This window comes from Trueperella bonasi, from assembly GCF_030811535.1.
GTDB classification, from domain to species: domain Bacteria; phylum Actinomycetota; class Actinomycetes; order Actinomycetales; family Actinomycetaceae; genus Trueperella; species Trueperella bonasi.
Genome location: NZ_JAUSQX010000001.1, coordinates 522,463 through 541,447 on the forward strand (window position 1 = coordinate 522,463; position 18,985 = coordinate 541,447).

At 57.9% G+C, this 18,985-nt stretch carries 20 protein-coding genes; 2 read left to right on the forward strand and 18 right to left on the reverse strand.

Annotated features, from left to right (window positions below; all coding sequences use genetic code 11):
• Positions 1-16: 16 nt before the first annotated feature.
• From rpsQ to rpsJ, 11 genes are read right to left on the reverse strand one after another with little or no spacing between them, the layout of a single operon-like run.
• On the reverse strand, positions 17-292 hold the full coding sequence (gene rpsQ, locus J2S70_RS02470; RefSeq protein WP_307682167.1) for a 30S ribosomal protein S17: 276 nt from the start codon (positions 290-292) through the stop codon (positions 17-19).
• Positions 293-303: 11 nt separating this feature from the next.
• Entirely contained in the window at positions 304-546 is a 243-nt protein-coding gene (gene rpmC, locus J2S70_RS02475) for a 50S ribosomal protein L29 (RefSeq protein ID WP_307682168.1), read from the reverse strand.
• Entirely contained in the window at positions 546-962 is a 417-nt protein-coding gene (rplP, locus tag J2S70_RS02480) for a 50S ribosomal protein L16 (protein WP_307682169.1), read from the reverse strand. The genes rpmC and rplP overlap by 1 nt, the downstream gene beginning before the upstream one ends.
• Before the next feature lie 5 nt (positions 963-967).
• Complete coding sequence (rpsC, locus tag J2S70_RS02485; protein ID WP_307682170.1) at positions 968-1,882, reverse strand: 30S ribosomal protein S3; 915 nt, start codon at positions 1,880-1,882, stop codon at positions 968-970.
• Positions 1,883-1,884: 2 nt separating this feature from the next.
• Positions 1,885-2,241, reverse strand: a complete 357-nt coding sequence (gene rplV / locus J2S70_RS02490) for a 50S ribosomal protein L22 (RefSeq protein WP_307682171.1) — start codon at positions 2,239-2,241, stop codon at positions 1,885-1,887.
• An 18-nt stretch (positions 2,242-2,259) separates the two neighbouring features.
• The gene (gene rpsS / locus J2S70_RS02495; protein ID WP_307682172.1) at positions 2,260-2,541 is read right to left on the reverse strand and encodes a 30S ribosomal protein S19; all 282 of its coding nucleotides are present in this window, start codon (positions 2,539-2,541) and stop codon (positions 2,260-2,262) included.
• Between the two features lie 15 nt (positions 2,542-2,556).
• Positions 2,557-3,393, reverse strand: coding sequence for a 50S ribosomal protein L2 (rplB, locus tag J2S70_RS02500; RefSeq protein ID WP_307682173.1), 837 nt, complete (start codon positions 3,391-3,393; stop codon positions 2,557-2,559).
• A 27-nt stretch (positions 3,394-3,420) separates the two neighbouring features.
• The gene (rplW, locus tag J2S70_RS02505) at positions 3,421-3,732 is read right to left on the reverse strand and encodes a 50S ribosomal protein L23 (protein ID WP_307682174.1); all 312 of its coding nucleotides are present in this window, start codon (positions 3,730-3,732) and stop codon (positions 3,421-3,423) included.
• Entirely contained in the window at positions 3,729-4,373 is a 645-nt protein-coding gene (gene rplD / locus J2S70_RS02510) for a 50S ribosomal protein L4 (protein WP_307682175.1), read from the reverse strand. Before rplD ends, rplW begins: the two co-directional genes overlap by 4 nt.
• Positions 4,374-4,375: 2 nt before the next feature.
• Complete coding sequence (rplC, locus tag J2S70_RS02515) at positions 4,376-5,038, reverse strand: 50S ribosomal protein L3 (RefSeq protein ID WP_307682176.1); 663 nt, start codon at positions 5,036-5,038, stop codon at positions 4,376-4,378.
• Between the two features lie 11 nt (positions 5,039-5,049).
• Complete coding sequence (rpsJ, locus tag J2S70_RS02520; RefSeq protein WP_024963332.1) at positions 5,050-5,358, reverse strand: 30S ribosomal protein S10; 309 nt, start codon at positions 5,356-5,358, stop codon at positions 5,050-5,052.
• 449 nt (positions 5,359-5,807) lie between these two features.
• Between rpsJ and J2S70_RS02525 the strand changes: the two genes are divergently transcribed.
• The gene (locus tag J2S70_RS02525; RefSeq protein ID WP_307682177.1) at positions 5,808-7,175 is read left to right on the forward strand and encodes a UTP--glucose-1-phosphate uridylyltransferase; all 1,368 of its coding nucleotides are present in this window, start codon (positions 5,808-5,810) and stop codon (positions 7,173-7,175) included.
• Between the two features lie 20 nt (positions 7,176-7,195).
• Here J2S70_RS02525 and J2S70_RS02530 read toward each other — a convergent pair whose 3' ends face one another.
• Entirely contained in the window at positions 7,196-7,837 is a 642-nt protein-coding gene (locus tag J2S70_RS02530; protein ID WP_307682178.1) for an HAD family hydrolase, read from the reverse strand.
• Positions 7,838-7,993: 156 nt separating this feature from the next.
• Here J2S70_RS02530 and J2S70_RS02535 point away from each other — a divergent pair, with 156 nt between their 5' ends.
• Entirely contained in the window at positions 7,994-8,200 is a 207-nt protein-coding gene (locus J2S70_RS02535) for a hypothetical protein (RefSeq protein WP_307682179.1), read from the forward strand.
• A 483-nt stretch (positions 8,201-8,683) separates the two neighbouring features.
• On the opposite strand, the gene tuf is transcribed toward J2S70_RS02535, so the two are convergent.
• From tuf to rpoC, 6 genes are all read right to left on the reverse strand, one after another.
• A complete protein-coding gene (tuf, locus tag J2S70_RS02540; protein ID WP_307682180.1) occupies positions 8,684-9,874 on the reverse strand; it encodes an elongation factor Tu in 1,191 nt (396 codons plus the stop codon).
• Between the two features lie 86 nt (positions 9,875-9,960).
• A complete protein-coding gene (gene fusA, locus J2S70_RS02545) occupies positions 9,961-12,030 on the reverse strand; it encodes an elongation factor G (protein WP_407702646.1) in 2,070 nt (689 codons plus the stop codon).
• 115 nt (positions 12,031-12,145) lie between these two features.
• The gene (rpsG, locus tag J2S70_RS02550; protein WP_307682182.1) at positions 12,146-12,616 is read right to left on the reverse strand and encodes a 30S ribosomal protein S7; all 471 of its coding nucleotides are present in this window, start codon (positions 12,614-12,616) and stop codon (positions 12,146-12,148) included.
• Between the two features lie 2 nt (positions 12,617-12,618).
• Positions 12,619-12,990, reverse strand: coding sequence for a 30S ribosomal protein S12 (gene rpsL / locus J2S70_RS02555; RefSeq protein WP_307682183.1), 372 nt, complete (start codon positions 12,988-12,990; stop codon positions 12,619-12,621).
• Between the two features lie 514 nt (positions 12,991-13,504).
• Positions 13,505-14,740, reverse strand: coding sequence for an ATP-binding protein (locus J2S70_RS02560; protein WP_307682184.1), 1,236 nt, complete (start codon positions 14,738-14,740; stop codon positions 13,505-13,507).
• Between the two features lie 198 nt (positions 14,741-14,938).
• Positions 14,939-18,913, reverse strand: coding sequence for a DNA-directed RNA polymerase subunit beta' (gene rpoC / locus J2S70_RS02565; RefSeq protein ID WP_307682186.1), 3,975 nt, complete (start codon positions 18,911-18,913; stop codon positions 14,939-14,941).
• Positions 18,914-18,985: the final 72 nt, after the last annotated feature.

Genomic DNA, 18,985 nt, shown 5'->3' on the forward strand with positions numbered 1-18,985 from the left:
GGGGTATCCCCAAGAATCACTTGGCCTTCTCAATAACCTCGACCACGCGGAAGTGCACGGTCTTGGATAGCGGTCGGGTTTCCATGATGCGAACGAGATCGCCTTCGCGAACCTCGTTGGTGGCGTCGTGTGCCTTGATCCGCTTCGAGCGGGTCATAACCTTGCCGTAAAGACCGTGCTTGCGGCGGTCTTCGACAAGGACCACGACGGTCTTGTCCATTTTGTCACTGACGACATAGCCGGTACGCACCTTGCGGTAGTTACGCTGCGTCGTCGTTTGTTGCTCGCTCATCTGTGACCTCACTACTTCTTCTTAGCCGTCTTAGCCGTTGGGGCGGTGCGGATTCCGAGCTCACGCTCGCGTGCGATCGTGTAGATACGCGCAATGTTACGGCGCACTTCTTTTAGACGACCAGAATCTTCTAGGCGGTGGGTAACAGCTGAGAATCGGAGGTTGAAAAGTTCTTCCTTCGATTCCTTCAGGCGCTCGGCGAGCTCTGAATTACTGAGCTGATCGAGCTCTTCGGTAGTCATGCCCTTTGCCATTATTCACCATCCTCACGGGAAATAAAACGAGTCTTCATCGGGAGCTTGTGCTGAGCACGGGAAAGTGCTTCGCGAGCAAGCTGTTCGTCAACACCGGCGAGTTCGAAAACAACGCGGCCAGGCTTCACGTTGGCAACCCACCACTCGACGGATCCCTTACCCGAACCCATGCGGGTTTCGGCTGGTTTCTTCGTCAGTGGACGATCCGGGAAAATATTGATCCAGACCTTGCCACCACGCTTAACGTGACGGGTCATCGCGATACGAGCCGCCTCAATCTGACGATTGGTCACGTATGCCGGCTCAAGCGCCTGGATACCGTACTCACCGAATGCCAGGTTGTTTCCGCCCTTGGACATGCCCTTTCGAGTGGGGCGATGCTGCTTGCGATGCTTTGTTCGGCGGGGAATGAGCATGTAACTCAGGCCTCCTCTTGGGTTGCGGGCGCTTCGTTAGCCGGCGCAGCCTCTGGCTGCTTTGGCTCTTGCGCGCTTTCGGGCTGCGGGGTTTCAGGAGCAGCCTGCTGGGCTGCGGGCGCCTCGGTAGTTTGCGCTGCAGCGTTGGCTTCAGTTCGTTGCGGTTGGTTTTGACGACGACGATCGCCACCGCGTCCGCCACGCCCACGGCGTTCGCCGCCGCGTCCGCCACGCCCACCACGGCCACGCGAGGATTCTTCCTGCTGGCGGTAGTACTCGGCGTCGGTCAGATCACCGCGGTATACCCATACCTTCACACCGATGCGACCAAACGTGGTGCGGGCTTCGTAGAAGCCATAGTCGATGTTGGCGCGCAGGGTGTGCAGTGGCACGCGGCCTTCGCGGTAGAACTCCGAACGTGACATTTCAGCGCCGCCAAGGCGGCCGGATACCTGAACGCGGATACCCTTGGCACCAGCGCGCTCTGCCGACTGAATACCTTTGCGCATGGCGCGGCGGAACGACACGCGAGCAGCGAGCTGCTCAGCTATGCCTTGCGCGATCAGCTGCGCGTCAGTTTCCGGGTTCTTCACTTCGAACACGTTGAGAGCGACCGTCTTGCCAATAAGCTTGGACAGTCCCTGCTCAAGACGCTCTTTTTCAACGCCGCGGCGGCCGATCACGATGCCCGGACGCGCGGTGTGTACCTGGACCTGAACTCGGCCCGAGGACCGTTCGATATTGACTCGCGAAACGCCTGCGCGTTCAAGCTCCTTTTCGAGCTTTTCGCGGATCTTGATGTCCTCACCGATGTAATCGGCGTAGGTCTTACCTGCTTCGTTGGAATCCGTGAACCACTTCGACCGGTGATCGGTGGTGATTCCAAGACGGAAACCAATCGGGTTAACTTTCTGTCCCATTCTTAGGCTCCCTTCTCGTTCCCAACAATGACGGTGATGTGGCTCGTGCGCTTCAAGATGCGGTTTGCCCGCCCCTGTGCGCGTGGACGAATACGTTTCATCGTCGGGCCCTCATCAACGTACGTTTCAACAATCTTCAGCTCGCTGTCGTCGAATCGTTCGCCGGCCTGCTCGCTTTCGTAGCGGGCGTTGGCAATCGCGCTTTGGACGATCTTGCGAACGTCCCGAGCAACCGCCTGCGGCGCGAACTCAAGCAAGTCCAGGGCGTCGGATGCATTCATTCCGCGAATCTCATTGATGACGCGGCGTGCCTTCATGGGCGTGACGCGGACGTAGCGCGCCTGTGCCTTGGCTTCCATTTTCCTGCCTCTCCTGCCTTACCTGCGACGGCCCTTGCGATCGTCCTTATCGTGCCCTTTGAAGGTACGAGTCGGAGCGAATTCGCCGAGCTTGTGGCCAACCATGGCTTCGGTGATGAACACCGGCACATGCTTGCGCCCGTCGTGGACTGCGAATGTGTGACCGAGGAAGTCCGGGGTGATAACCGACCGGCGCGACCAGGTCTTGATGACGTTCTTCGATCCCTTTTCGTTTTGTTCATCAACCTTCTTTTGAAGGTGATCGTCAACGAATGGACCCTTCTTCAAACTACGTGGCATAGCGAACTACTCCTATCAGTGCTTCTTGCCAGTCTTGCGACGGCGCACAATGAGCTTGTCGCTGGGCTTGTTGGGACGACGAGTGCGCTGTTCCTTCTTGCCCCACGGCGATACCGGGTGACGTCCACCGGACGTCTTGCCCTCGCCACCACCGTGCGGATGGTCGAACGGGTTCATGACAACACCGCGCACTGACGGGCGAACGCCCTTCCAGCGCATGCGGCCTGCCTTGCCCCAATTGATGTTGGCCTGTTCAGCATTGCCGACCTCGCCAACGGTTGCGCGGCAGCGCGCATCAACATTGCGGATTTCACCAGAAGGCATCTTCAGCTGCGCGAGCTTTCCTTCCTTTGCAACCAGCTGCACGGATGAGCCGGCCGAGCGAGCAATCTTTGCTCCTCCGCCCGGGCGCATCTCAACAGCGTGGATCACGGTACCAACCGGGATGTTACGCAGTGGAAGGTTGTTGCCAGGCTTGATATCTGCCGACGGGCCGTTTTCTACGATCGTTCCCTGCTTCACATTTTCCGGAGCGAGGATGTAGCGCTTCTCGCCGTCTGCGTAGTGCAGCAGAGCGATACGAGCGGTACGGTTCGGATCGTATTCAATATGAGCGACCTTTGCCGGGATACCGTCCTTGTCGTGCCGACGGAAGTCGATCACGCGGTACTGGCGCTTGTGTCCGCCACCGATGTGACGGGTTGTGATACGGCCGTGATTATTGCGGCCGCCAGTCTTAGGGAGCGGGCGCAGCAGCGACTTCTCCGGCGTCGATCGTGTGATTTCGACGAAGTCGGCTACGCTCGAACCGCGACGACCCGGAGTCGTCGGCTTGTACTTGCGAATTCCCATGAGTTTTCCTCAATACTTCCCGCCGGCTTAGCCGACGATATCGCCGTAGATGTCGATGTGGCCCTCGCGCAGGGTGACGATCGCACGCTTAGTGTTCTTGCGGCGGCCAATGCCATCGCGGGTGCGGCGGGTCTTACCCTGGCGATTTTGTGTGTTCACGGATTCAACCTTGACACCGAAGATCTTTTCGATGGCAATCTTGATTTCCGTCTTGTTCGCGGAGGGGTGCACGATGAACGTGTACTTACCCTCATCTTCGAGGCGCGCTGCCTTTTCGGAGGCGACCGGCTCGAGGATTACGTCGCGCGGGTCCTTGTTGTGGAACGTTGCGTCAGTCACTTCGTCTCCTCCTTGGAGGTCCATGCCGTGTAGGCAGCTTCGGTGAATACGACGTCGTCGGATGCGAGCACGTCGTAAGCGTTGAGCTGGTCGGCGTAGATGATGTGCGCTTCAGGAGCGTTACGCAGCGAGAGAATCGTGATCTCATCGGTGCGATCGACAACGACGAGCGCCTTGTCGCGACCTTCAGTCACCTCGAGCAGGAGGTTCAAGGCCGTCTTCGTGGACGGCTTATCGCCTTCAACAAAGCCCTTGACGATGTGGACGCGGCCGTGTGCTGCACGGTCCGAAAGCGATTGGCGCAAAGCTGCGGCAACCATTTTCTTCGGGGTGCGCTGCGAGTAATCGCGCGGCTGCGGGCCGTGAACGACTCCACCACCAACCCACTGGGGTGCACGGATCGATCCCTGACGGGCGCGACCGGTTCCCTTCTGACGCCACGGCTTGATGCCGCCACCGCGGACTTCACCGCGGGTCTTGGTCTTGTGCGTACCCGCACGGCGTGCGGCGAGCTGCGCGTTAACAACCTGGTGCAAAAGGGCAATGTTCTTTTCTTCGACGCCGAACATGCCCTCGTCGAGCGTGATGTTGCCGGATTTCTTACCGGAAAAGTCGATGACGTCAACCTTGAGGTTCGCCATTGTTAGGCTCCCTTCGCGGCAGTACGGATCACGACGGCGCTGCCCTTGTTGCCTGGGATGGCGCCGGAGACAAGAAGAACGTCGTTCTCGGTGTCTACTGCGTGAATGGTCAAATTCTGGACGGTGACGCGGGCGTTACCCATGCGTCCTGCCATCTTCTGGCCGCGGAAGACGCGACCCGGGGTTGCTGCGCCGCCGATGGAACCGGGCTTGCGGTGATTGCGGTGTGCACCGTGCGATGCCTGGCCGCCGCCGAAGCCGTGACGCTTCATCGTGCCCGCGAAACCCTTACCCTTCGACTTGCCGACGACGTCGATGACGGTTCCGGCTTCGAAGGTATCGACGCCAAGTTCTTGGCCGAGCTCGTAGGAGTCGGCATCCGGCGTGCGAATTTCGGCAACGAACCGGCGTGGTTCCACGCCGGCCTTTTCGAAGTGGCCTGCAAGTGGCTTGGTGACGTTCTTGTTCTTCAGTTCGCCCGAAGCAATCTGCACGGCGCTGTAGCCGTCTGTTTCTTCAGTGCGAATCTGGGTGACAACGTTCTTGCCAACCTTGACCACGGTAACTGGTACGAGCTTTGCATTCTCGTCCCACACCTGAGTCATTCCTAGCTTTACGCCGAGCAGCGCCTTAACTGGCGCGGCGGCGGTCTTATTCTTCGTCATGATGCGTTACCTCAGAGCTTGATCTCTACGCTGACATCTGCCGGGAGATCCAGGCGACGCAGGGTGTCAATTGTCTTCAGAGTCGGATCGACAATGTCGATCAGTCGCTTATGCGTGCGCATTTCGAACTGCTCTCGACTGTCCTTGTACTTGTGGGGCGAGCGAATGACTGTGAATACGCTGCGCTTGGTTGGCAGCGGCACCGGCCCCACGACCGACGCTCCTGTACGGGTAACTTCGTCGACGAGCTTTTTCGCCGCGTTGTCGATGACCTCGTGGTCATATGACTTCAGACGGATGCGGATTTTCTGTCCCGCCATGGCGTCGTCTCCCTCTCTCTACCTCGGTGTTCGCTTCCCCCGCAGTCGGGCGTGTCGCACCTATGAGAGGTAGTTACGATGCCCTATACGATTGTTGCGATCCCATTGATGTACCGAGGGCGTCTTGCTCCCCGGCCAAATCTTTCGCTCGGCTGTTCCGAGCAACCTGAACAGTATGACAAAATCCGCGGACTTCCCGCAAATTACTTAACCATTTGGTGGCGTATCACACTGGCTTACGGAGGTTTTGCACCTCCAGGTTTGTCAGTCGTTTCTGACCTGGTGCACCACTTTATCAATATCTGCCGACGCGATCTATAGACAGCAGCTGTGAACCGAACCACCACGGGTATGATGTAAACGTATCGACGCACAGCAGGCAGGACGCACACACCTGATAACTACGCGCTCAGGCGAAGGAGCCGAGCAAATTACTGTAGGAGCACACGATGAGCAAGGGTTTGCACACCGCAGTCAAGAAAATGCGCGAGGCTGGCATGGGGGCCAGCGCTATTCGCTCATTCGAACACGCTTATGGCGAACTTGAAGCGGGCAAGACGGGCATCATTCCCGAAGCTTCGATAGATCCGGTGGCCGCCGTCGTGCGCGCAGCCGATATCGAGGCCAGCGACGACGACGCACACTCGACCCTCGCACAAACGGCTGTTATCCGCCTCAACGGCGGGCTTGGCACCTCGATGGGACTAGCCAAAGCTAAAACACTACTCAGAGCCCGCGCAGATAAAACTTTCCTCCAGCTCATCGTCGAGCAGATCATGTACCTACGGCAGCAAACTGGTTCGCTTCTTCCGTTGATCTTCATGAATTCCTTCCGCACGCGAACAGACTGCCAGGAACAGCTCGCTTCCTATCCCGACCTTCCGGTATCCGGAATCCCCCAAGATTTCATCCAAAACGCCGTGCCCAAGATTTCTCAAGAAACGCTCGCACCTGTCGAATGGCCGGCACATCCAGGCCTTGAATGGTGCCCTCCCGGCCATGGCGATATCTACACCACACTCGCCGACTCGGACTTGTTGCCGAGCCTTCTTGAACGCGGAATCAAATACCTATTTGTGGCTAACGGGGACAACCTTGGCGCGTATCCGGACGCCCGTATCGCAGCATGGTTCGCCAAAAGTGACGCACCATTCATGATCGAGGTAACCAAGCGCACTCCGGCCGACCTCAAGGGCGGGCATCTGGCACGCCGAAAATCGGATGGCCAACTCATTTTGCGTGAAATCGCTCAAACAGCTCCCGAAGATATCCAGCACTTTACAGACGGATCACGCCACCCCTACCTGAACTGCAACAACCTGTGGCTTGCGATCAAGCCGTTGCAGGAGCGCTTGAAGGAAACCTCGGGAGTGCTCCAACTGCCCCTCATCCGCAACGAAAAAACAGTGGATCCCACAAACCCGGCCTCCCCGAAGGTTTACCAGCTGGAATCGGCGATGGGAGCCGCCGTCGAACGTTTCCCCGGAGCGATCGCCCTCGAAGTTGGCCGCGACCGCTTCATTCCCGTCAAGACCACCAACGACCTCCTCGTTCTGCGTTCTGATGTTTACGACGTCGGCGAGGACTCGATTCCACGGCTGACGATCCCCGAAGCGCCGATAGTCATGCTGAACAAGAAGCACTTTGGCCTGATAGCTGACTTCGAGCAGCGTATCCCGGACGTCCCCTCGTTGCGCGAGGCGAACTCGCTCAAGGTCGAGGGCGATTGGACATTTGCCGAGGGCGTGCGCGTGATCGGAGATGTCACGCTGGCCGATCAGGGGCACCCGGCTACCGCACGTGGCGTGCTGACATAGTTGGTCAGCACAAGGCTGCCTTAGAGAAGCTTCGCAAGATCAGCCAACCGGTATTCGTTGACGTCCACAACATGCGCGCCACTGGCCCGCGCTGCCGCCAAGCCCGCTCTCGAATCCTCAAACGCTAGGCACTCGGTTGGCTCGGCTGCAAGCCGCTTCGCCCCGAGGAGGTAGGGACCGGGATCGGGCTTACCGGGCACGTCTTCACTACCCGTCACGACGGCGTTGAAATAGTTTTCGCCAAGCGCCTCCAGTGCGACATCGACGATGTCTTTCGGCGTGGCCGTCACCATCGCTTGGGCGATCCCGGCCTCGCGGAACGCTAGTAGGAGCTCGCGCGCCCCTTCGATGAGTGTGGCCGCGCCGTATACATCAGTTTTCATACGCTCACCGAGCTCTCTAAAAAGCTGGCTCGGGTCGGGGCGGGTGCCGACAGCGCGTTCTACGGCGTCAGCCATCCGCCCACCATGATCTTGAGTGTTGGCACCGCGAATAAAGGCGTCATCGTCGTCGTTCCACTCACCACCCTTGGCGAGGACGATCTGGCGGGTGATCTCGGCCCATTCCTCTTCGCTGTCAACGATGGTGCCATCCATATCCCACAGCACCGCCGCAGGAAGGCGCTCGCATCCAACATGATTCAAAACATCTTGTAAAGCCATGCCTCGATCCTACTATCTCTTGCTGGCAGCGGGCGCGGGTGGCAGTTTTCCATAACCGGGGAGCCAGAGCACTCCCCTGACATGATGTAGCAGGTCTACTACCTTTTATTTCGTTGAGCCTGCATCAGCGGGCTCGTATCTTAAGAAAGGCACAGCATGGTAGTTGCGATCGACAACCTCTCCTTCGCTTACGGGAAAGAGCCGGTGATCGAGAATCTCTCCTTCACAATCAAGCCGGGCGAAACCGTCGTCGTTCTCGGTCCGGACGGAACGGAAACACCACCCCAAGTGCAAGGTTGGCGAACAGCTACGGTGGATTGCATCTGCTTACCACAGCGCCGGGAAGAAAACCAAAGGCGTTGAAGAGGCGCTCTCCGAAGTCGAGCTCATGGATTTTATCGACCACCCACTCGGCGAACTCTCCGGCGGCCAACGACGCCGAGCCGATCGGCTAGCGCGCTTCAGCAGCCGTGGGGCACCTTGGTAGACGCTAGGGCCGATAACTCCCGCGGGACCAGTAGAGCACACAAGTAACGACACTCACCCAAAGGTCCATCTCACATCTGGAGGTCGGTAAATCACGTGGGGATCCGTAAGCCACTATTTTTTGGGGTTTCCGTGGCTTACCGGCCCCCGTACGTCGCAAGAACCCCCCCCCCCCGCGGGCAACAAGGGTCTCCCCGTGCCTGACTTGACTGCCAAAGGCCCCAACACCGCCACACCACAGCACCGAAGCACCCAAGAAAACCAACACGGACTGTCCTATAAGCCACACATCCAAGCACAGCAGTGGGCCCCGGCATAACTACCGGGGCCCACTGCATTAGGTCCTGTTGATACTAGCTATTAGCTGAGAATCTTGGTGACACGGCCTGAACCGACCGTGTGGCCACCCTCGCGGATAGCGAAGCCGAGGCCCTCTTCCATAGCGATCGGCTGGATCAGCTCGACCGTCATCTCGGTGTTATCGCCAGGCATAACCATCTCGGTGCCCTCAGGTAGCGTGATGACGCCGGTAACATCCGTGGTACGGAAGTAGAACTGCGGACGGTAGTTGGAGAAGAACGGATTGTGACGGCCGCCCTCTTCCTTCTTGAGGATGTAGACCTGAGCCTCAAAGTTGGTGTGCGGGGTGATCGTACCCGGCTTGGCAACAACCTGGCCACGCTCAACATCCTCACGGCGGGTGCCGCGAAGGAGCAGACCACAGTTTTCACCAGCATCGGCGTGATCCATCTGCTTGTGGAACATCTCGATACCGGTAACGGTGGTCTTCTGCGGTGCGCGGATGCCGAGAATCTCGACTTCCTCGTTCAGCTGGAGCTGACCACGCTCAACACGACCGGTAACAACGGTGCCACGGCCGGTAATGGTGAAGACGTCCTCAATCGGCATGAGGAACGGCTTGTCCATGTCGCGGACAGGATCCGGGAAGTAGTTATCAACCTGGTCCATGAGCTCTTCGACAGCAGCAACCCACTTCTCATCGCCCTCGAGCGCCTTCAGCGCCGAGATCTGAACGACCGGAGCTTCATCGCCGTCGTAGCCCTGCGAGGAGAGGAGGTCACGGACTTCCATCTCAACGAGCTCAACGAGCTCCTCGTCGTCGACCATGTCGGACTTGTTCAGTGCAACGATGATGTCCGGCACACCAACCTGGCGTGCGAGCAGGACGTGCTCACGGGTCTGAGCCATCGGGCCGTCGGTCGCCGCGACAACAAGGATCGCACCGTCCATCTGAGCAGCACCGGTAATCATGTTCTTGATGTAGTCCGCGTGTCCGGGAGCATCGACGTGAGCGTAGTGACGCTTCTCCGTCTGGTACTCGACGTGCGAGACGTTAATCGTAATACCACGCTGACGCTCTTCTGGAGCGTTGTCAATCGTGGAGAAGTCACGGCTCTCGTTGAGATCCGGGTACTTGTCCGCAAGAACCTTCGAGATAGCAGCGGTCGTCGTCGTCTTTCCGTGATCGACGTGACCGATGGTGCCGATGTTCATATGCGGCTTGGACTTGTCGTACTTGGCCTTGGCCACTTGCGCCCTCCTGGGACTAGATTTCTAAAGACTCGTTCAAACGAATCTTAACTGTCTGATGATATCTTGTAAATTTTGACAGCGAGCTACTCGCCGTGCGCTTTTTGAATAATCTCGTCCGAGACGTTCCTTGGAACCTCTTGGTACTTTGCGAACTGCATGGTGTAGACGGCACGTCCCTGAGTCTTGGAACGTAGGTCGCCAACATAACCAAACATTTCAGAAAGCGGGACCAGAGCACGAACGATCTTGACGCCGGTAGCGTCTTCCATCGATGCAATCTGGCCACGGCGAGAATTCAGATCTCCGATGACGTCACCCATGTACTCCTCCGGAGTACGGACTTCGACATCCATGACTGGTTCGAGGATAACCGGCTTGGCGCGCTTAATGCCCTCGCGGAATACCATCTGTCCAGCGATCTTGAACGCCATCTCCGAGGAGTCGACGTCGTGGTACGCGCCGTCTTCAAGAGTTGCCTTGACGTTCACCAACGGGTATCCGGCAAGAATACCGTTCTCCATCGCAGCCTGAATGCCTTCAGACACCGACGGAATGTACTCGCGCGGAACGCGTCCACCGGTCACTTCGTCGACGAATTCGTAGATCTCGCCTTCTTCGTTTTCCGGAAGCGGCTCGAAGGTCACGATGACCTTCGCGAACTGGCCGGAGCCACCCGTCTGCTTCTTGTGGGTGTACTCGATGGACTGTGCGGAACCGGTAATGGTTTCGCGGTAAGCAACCATCGGCGCACCAACATTTGCGTCAACCTTAAATTCACGCTTCATGCGATCGACAAGAATGTCGAGATGGAGTTCGCCCATACCGCCAATGACGGTCTGGCCGGATTCTTCATCAAGGCGCACCGTAAAGGTTGGATCTTCTTCGGCGAGCTTTTGAATAGCGGTGCCAAGCTTTTCCTGGTCTGCCTTCGACTTCGGCTCAATGGCCACGTGAATAACCGGCTCGGGGAAGGACATCGACTCAAGAAGAATCGGCGCGTCCTGCGCGGAAAGCGAGTCGCCCGTCGTCGTATCCTTCAAACCGATAACCGCGTAAATGTTACCGGCCGACGCGGAATCTACCGGCTGCTCCTTGTTGGAGTGCATCTGGAAGATCTTAGAAACGCGTTCGCGCTTGCCCTTGGTGGCGTTCAGGATCTGATCGCCCGCGTCGATCTTGCCCGAGTACACGCGAATGTAGGTCAGGCGGCCGAAGAACGGATGCGCTGCAATCTTGAACGCGAGGGCCGAGAACGGCTCGTCAACAGACGGCTTACGCTTCAGCTCAACCGATTCGTCCTTGACATCCGTTCCGAGGACGTACTCGACGTCGACCGGCGATGGCAAGTAATCAATGACGGCGTCAAGAACTGGCTGAACGCCAATGTTCTTGTAAGCCGAGCCAGCGTAAACCGGGAAGATCTCACCGCTGATCGTTAGACGGCGAATGACCTTCTTGAGCTCGGCATTGGAAATTTCCTCGCCGCCGAGGTACTTGTCAAGAAGTTCCTCATCGTTTTCCGCAACGGTCTCGATAAGTTCATTGCGGTATTCCTCAGCCTTGGCTTCGAGCTCGGCAGGGATGTCCTCGGTAACGACGACGGATCCCATGGTGGGATTACCCTTGTCGTCCTTCGCTGGGAAGCGGTAGGCCTTCATTTCCATGACGTCAACGACGCCGGCAAGCTGGTCCTCCGAGCCAATCGGGAATGCCAGGACAAGCGGGGTTGCCTTGAGGCGCTCCTTGATGGTCGTGACAGCGTGTTCAAAGTCTGCGCCCATCTTGTCCATCTTATTGATGAAGCAAACGCGCGGGACCTTGTATTTGTCAGCCTGGCGCCAAACGGTTTCAGACTGCGGCTCGACGCCTTCCTTACCGTCGAACACGGCAACGGCGCCATCGAGGACGCGCAGGGAGCGCTCAACCTCGACAGTGAAGTCCACGTGCCCGGGGGTATCAATAATGTTGATCTGGTTCTGCTTCCAGAAGGTGGTCACGGCTGCCGAAGTAATCGTGATGCCACGTTCTTTTTCCTGCTCCATCCAGTCGGTCGTCGATGCGCCGTCGTGGGTTTCGCCGAGCTTGTAGTTCAAGCCCGTATAGAACAGGATTCGCTCTGTCGTGGTGGTCTTACCTGCGTCAATGTGCGCCATAATTCCAATGTTTCGGACCTTGCGCAGATCCTTTTGTGGTTCGTGTGCCACTGCTTAGTTCCTTGTCCGGGCCCGCATGGGCCTCATTCGTAACTGGACGGCGAGTGTGCCGATCTTACCAACGGTAGTGAGCGAAGGCACGGTTGGCCTCTGCCATACGGTGGACATCTTCACGGCGGCGCACAGCGGCACCAAGGCCGTTGGACGCGTCCATGATTTCGTTTTGGAGACGCTCGAGCATCGTGTTCTCACGACGTTCGCGCGCGTAGTCTACGAGCCAACGAATGGCGAGCGCATTTGCACGGTTTGGCTTGACCTCGGTCGGAACCTGGTAGGTCGCGCCACCGACGCGGCGTGAGCGCACTTCAAGCGAAGGGCGAATATTATCGAGCGCCCGCTTGAGCACCGTCAATGCTTCCTGCTCGGTCTTTTCTTCGACGCCGGCAAGTGCGCCGTAGACGATACGCTCGGCTACTGACTTCTTGCCATCGCGCAGAACCCGGTTGATCACCTGGGTGACAATCGGCGAACCGTGGACTGGATCGTTAACTAGCGGACGCTTGCGGACTGGTCCTTTACGTGGCATCTTTACTTCTCCTTCTTCGCACCGTACTTGGAGCGGCCCTGACCGCGGGACTTCACGCCCTGCGTATCGAGCGCACCGCGCACAATGTGGTAGCGAACACCGGGAAGGTCCTTTACACGACCACCGCGAACAAGCACGATCGAGTGCTCCTGGAGGTTGTGGCCTTCGCCGGGGATGTATGCCGTAACTTCGATGCCCGTCGAAAGACGAACACGAGCGACCTTACGAAGAGCAGAGTTAGGCTTCTTCGGTGTAGTTGTATAAACACGCGTGCAAACGCCTCGACGCTGCGGGCTTCCCTTGAGGCCCGGGGTCGAGGAGGCTGCCGCCTTGTTTGAGCGGCCCTTGCGGACCAGCTGCTGAATAGTAGGCACTATTTCTCCTGTGTATGAGTTCAGATCGTCGAACTGCCCGCCTGTTCGGTTCGAACGTGCGAGAGGAAGGACACCGTACCTTCCTAGCGTCCGCGTGTCGTTTAAACTGCCGGTGGCTATTAGCAACTTTGACCATCCGACAAAGCAACGTCGACCCACGGAACGGGCACCGTGGTATAGATTAACGGTTTTGCGCTGGATCTGTCCAAGTTTGTGAGGTAAAACTGCCGTGGTACTACCCACATTGCGCGCCACGCTCAGTTCGACTCTAGCTATTGGTGCGTTAGCTTCCGGATGCTCTTCGGGGGAGGGATACCTTGCTCCAGTATTGCCAGCCGCAACTGAGGGAACGTTAGAGGGCGAATTTACGTGTGGCGGCATACATTATCCAGAGGCACTCCATTCGGTATTTGAGTGATCAGTCAATTCTGATAACAGGCCTAGGAATGCGGGCTGCGCAGGGATCAAGCCTGACCGCCCGGAGCAACCGTATTCCCAGACCCTCAGTGTTGCGCTACTCCTTAAGGGCACTAATTGAAATGACGTTGACCCCGTCCGGCCTGCGGTACGACAGTCCTCCGCCGGTAAACACAATCGCTATTGGCTCGGCAGGCAAGTGTTCACGAAAAGCTAGGAGATTACTTGCAGCACTATCGACGACGCTCTGGCTGTGCCCCAGTTTCGCCTCACAAATGACGGTGGTTTCACCCACGTCAAAGATGGCATCAACTTCAAGTCCAGATTGCAGCCGAGCATGAGCAATGTTGTTATTCCCGAGCAAACATCGCAGTTCGTGGATGACGAAAGACTCAAACAGCTGGCCAGCGTATTCCAAATCCTCGAGCAACAACTCAAGTGGCCGATCTAATGCAGCGACCGCTAGTGCTGGATCGACGAAATGCCGCTTTGGAGCCTTTCTCAGCGGCGTCCTTGACCGTAGTTGCAACGCCCACGCTGGCTGATCGACATGAATGAAAATCCTCCCCAACGCGTCAAGATAATCCATAACCGTGTCTCTAGTCAGGTTTGCATCCGTCGCCATCGTTGCAACTGTCATTTCGGTTCCCACCGCTCGAGCCAAACTATGCAACAATGCCAACACTCGAATCGGGTCACGCCGTTTTCCGTCGGGAGTGGAAATATCGATTTCGGCTACGGTCCGTAAGTAGTCACGATTGTTTGCCAGAGATTGCTCCGCACTCAGGCCCAAATTTCCCGGCCATCCGCCAACTGCGATGCGTTCCATAAGTTCCCGGAATCTAAGGCCTGAGTCTGCTGCACGTGGAGACTCGCCAGCAATAACCGCGCGCAGGGATACTTCTTCTGATGAGTGCCCAGACTCTTGGAGCGTCATTGTAGACATCACCAGCCGCGCAAAACGACCAGCTCCGGAATGGCGTGCTACCAGTTCCGAAGGTGCCGTGGAACCAGTCAGGATGAACTGTCCTTTCGCTTGACGCTCGTCGACGGCGTTGCGTACCACATCCCATAGCGCTGGCTGCTCTTGCCATTCATCTATCAGTCGCGGAGTGCTGCCCTCGAGGAGAAGGCTAGGCTCAACCTCCATCGCAGCTGGCACTCCTGGGTCCGTATTAACCCGCAAAACACTCTGCGCTACTTGCAGGGCGGTAGCGGTTTTCCCACACGCCTTTGGCCCCTCGATGAGCACCGCTCCCGCGCGCTTAAGAGCATCGGTTAATGCAGCATCCGCAACCCTTGGTAGATAGCGCACGTTTCCCCCAGTCGACATTTTCAAGCGATTCTAGTCGACATTTTCAAGCGATTCTAGTCGACATTTTCACGGCCCAGCCAAGAATCACCGAGCCCGACCGCCCGTCGCAACCGCATTCCCAGGCCCTACCACTGCATGATCGACAGCGAAAGGGACGCACTGCGTCGGGACGTAAACGGAGAGTCCCTAACAGTGCGCCCCTTGCGCGTACACATTTTAGAAGTTCAGCCCGAAGCCATACCCCATCGACGTGTCGTAGTCATCGAGTGAACCGTAGCCGTAGATGTCATCGAAGGAATCGAGACCGGCAAACGTGTTGAGTTGCTCGTATTCGGAGCGCGCCTCAGGAGTCGGCTCCACCTTCGGCTTACGCAGCTGCTCCAAGCCAGTACCGGCCGGGATGAGCTTACCGAGGATGACGTTCTCCTTCAGTCCCTCAAGCGGATCAGACTTGGCGTTGAGCGCAGCCTCGGTGAGAACCTTTGTGGTCTCCTGGAAGGATGCGGCAGAAAGCCACGAATCCGTTGCGAGCGAAGCCTTCGTGATACCCATCAGCTCTGGACGGCCCGACGCCGGCTTACCGCCCTCTGCCATGGCCGCACGGTTTGCCGTCTCGAATTGAGCAACATCCACCAATTCACCCGGCAATAACGTCGTCGTTCCCGAATCCAGGACGGTCACGCGGCGAAGCATCTGACGCACGATAACCTCAATGTGCTTATCGTGAATCTCAACGCCCTGCGAACGGTAAACGTCCTGGACCTCATCAACAAGGTGCAGCTGCGCAATACGGCGGCCAGAAATCCGCAGAACCTTCTTCGGATCTACCGAACCTTCCACGAGCTGCTGGCCAACCTGCACGTGCGAGTTTTCCGGCACGAGCAGCTTGGCACGTTTGCCAACGAGGTAGGTGAGGTCTTCGTCGCCGTCGTCGCGCTTGATAATCAAGCGCCGCGAACGCTCCAGTTCCTCAACCTCAAGACGGCCCGTCGCTTCAGCAATCGGCGCCTCGCCCTTCGGCGTGCGTGCCTCAAACAATTCCTGAACACGCGGCAGACCCTGGGTAATATCCTCCGCCGATGCCGCACCACCCGTGTGGAAGGTACGCATCGTCAGCTGGGTACCGGGCTCGCCAATCGACTGAGCCGCAACAATACCTACCGCTTCACCAATATCCACGAGCTTGCCCGTGGCGAGCGAACGGCCATAGCACATTGCACACGTGCCAACACGCGAATCACAAGTAAGCACGGAACGCACTGTAATTTCAGTGATGCCAGCGGCAAGCAGCGCCTCAAGAGCCACGTCACCGATATCCGTGCCAGCCTCAACGATCACGTTGCCCTCGGAGTCTTCAACATCCTTGGCAAGCGTACGAGCGTATACGGAAGTGTCGACGTCGTCGGCCTGGATGACTTCGGCACTTGCCCAGACCTCGGCGGAAACTTCCGCCTCGGTCACTTCGCGCTTAGCGCCGTCAACGTCGGCCAACTTGAGCTGATTACCCTCGTCGTCGACCAGTACGATGCTCTTCTTCAATCCACGCGAGGTGCCACAGTCGGACTCGCGGACAATCACGTCCTGAGCCACGTCCACCAAACGGCGGGTCAGATAGCCCGAATCGGCGGTACGGAGCGCCGTATCGGCCAAGCCCTTACGAGCACCGTGGGTAGCCGTAAAGTACTCGAGTGCCGACAGGCCCTCACGATAGTTCGACTTGATCGGACGCGGGATAATCTCACCCTTCGGATCAGCCACCAGGCCACGCATACCGGCAACCTGGCGAATCTGCATCCAGTTACCGCGAGCACCCGAAGTAACCATCTGGTTGATGTTGTTCAGGTCGTCGAAATTCTTGCGCATCTCGTCGGCAACATCGTCGGTTACTTCCGTCCACAGGGCAACAAGATCACGGCGGCGATCCTCATCGCGGATATTACCTTCCTGGAAGTCCTGCTCGATCTTCGCCGCCCGTTTCTCGGCCTCTTCGAGGATTTCTGCCTTGCTGTCAGGAGCGACGACGTCCGAGACGGCGATCGTCACGCCCGAGCGGCCGCCCCAATAGAAACCAATTTCTTTCAGGGCATCCAAGGAAGCGGCAGCATCAACCTTCGGGTAGCGCTCAGCAAGCTCGTTAACGATATTGCCAAGCACCTTCTTGTCGACTGTGCGGTTTACGTATGGGAACGTCGTCGGAAGCGCATCATTGAAGAATGCGCGGCCGAGCGTCGTGGCCAACAGGACGTCCTCGCCCTCTTCGTAGCCCTCGGGTGCCTGCCAGTCGCGCGGAAGCACAATTTCATCGGCCTTCCAACGGATGTGGCACGGTGCATTCAGGTGCAGTTCGCCCAGGTCGTAAGCCATTTCAGCTTCGGCCACCGACGTGAAGTAGCGCCCTGCGCCCGCCTCCTCATCGCGCTGCGTGGTCAAATGGTACAAACCAATGACCATGTCCTGCGATGGAACCGTGACCGGGCGGCCGTCGGACGGCTTGAGAATGTTGTTTGCCGAGAGCATCAAGATGCGCGCCTCTGCCTGCGCTTCAACCGACAGCGGCAGGTGTACTGCCATCTGATCGCCATCGAAATCCGCGTTGAACGCAGCACACACGAGCGGGTGCAAACGAATTGCCTTACCCTCGATCAGCTGCGGCTCGAAAGCCTGAATACCAAGGCGGTGAAGCGTGGGGGCACGGTTGAGCAGAACCGGGTGTTCTTGAATGATCTCTTCCAGAACGTCGAAGACCTCGTCGCGCTGGCGTTCGATCAGGCGCTTAGCAGCCTTAATATTCTTCGCCAGTTCAAGATCAACCAGACGCTTTTGCACGAACGGCTTGAACAGCTCGAGCGCCATCGTCTTGGGCAAGCCACACTGGTGGAGCTTGAGGGTCGGGCCAATCACGATCACCGAACGACCCGAGTAGTCAACACGCTTACCGAGTAGGTTCTGGCGGAAACGCCCCTGCTTACCCTTGAGCATGTCCGAAATCGACTTCAGCGGGCGGTTGCCTGCGCCCTGCACGGGCCGGCCACGGCGGCCGTTATCAAACAGCGCGTCCACGGCTTCCTGGAGCATGCGCTTTTCGTTGTTGACCATGATCTCCGGCGCGTTCAGATCGAGCATGCGCTGGAGGCGGTTATTGCGGTTAATGACGCGGCGGTACAGATCGTTCAGATCCGACGTCGCGAATCGGCCGCCATCGAGCTGCACCATCGGGCGCAAATCCGGTGGAATCACAGGGATGGCATCCAGAACCATGGCCTCTGGCGGGGTCTGCGAGTGCAAGAAAGCGTTTACAACCTTGATCCGCTTGAGGGCGCGGGTCTTGCGCTGAGCGGTACCGTTTTCGATCTGGTCAACGAGCAAATCGTGCTCCGCCTGCAGATCAAAGGTGCGAAGACGACGCTGGATAGCTTCGGCTCCGCGGTACGCTGCGAAGTAGTCGCCCCAGCGAGCCTCCATGTCGCGATATGCGTTCTCATCACCCTCAAGGTCACCGACCTTGAGCTTGGTGAACTTATCCCACACCTCTTCTAGGTTCTTAATGTCGTTCTCGTAGCGAGTGCGCACGCGACGCGTATCGGCCTGCACCGAACGCTTGATCTTGCCGATCGAAGAAGCATCTTCTCCCGCGGCCTCCGCCTTGGCGAGTGTTTCTTCCTCTTCCTTCAACGCGGCTTCGACGGCGGCGTCGCGTTCCTTTTCCAGGTTGGCGCGCTCAAGCTCGTACTCGGCCGTAAGGGTGGGCATGTCGTCGTGCCGACGCTGCTCGTCCACTTCGGTCACCATGTATGCCGCGAAGTAAATGACCTTCTCAAGATCCTTCGGCGCAATATCGAGCAGGTAGCCAAGACGCGAGGGCACTCCCTTGAAATACCAAATGTGAGTAACCGGAGCCGCGAGCTCGATATGGCCCATGCGCTCACGGCGCACCTTGGCTCGCGTGACCTCCACGCCGCAGCGTTCGCACACGATGCCCTTATACCGCGGGCGCTTGTACTTTCCGCAAGCACACTCCCAATCGCGGGTCGGGCCAAAAATCTGCTCGCCGAAAAGGCCATCCTTTTCAGGCTTGAGTGTACGGTAGTTAATCGTTTCAGGCTTGGTAACGGTGCCATGCGACCATTCACGCACGTCATCCGACGTTGCGAGCGAGATCGACAGCTGGTCAAAAAGATTGACGTCGAGCAAGATTCCTACTTCCTCAGTTCTTACGCCTTTATTGCCATTCGTCAGCGGAGCGGCGGGCGCTCACCGCACCAC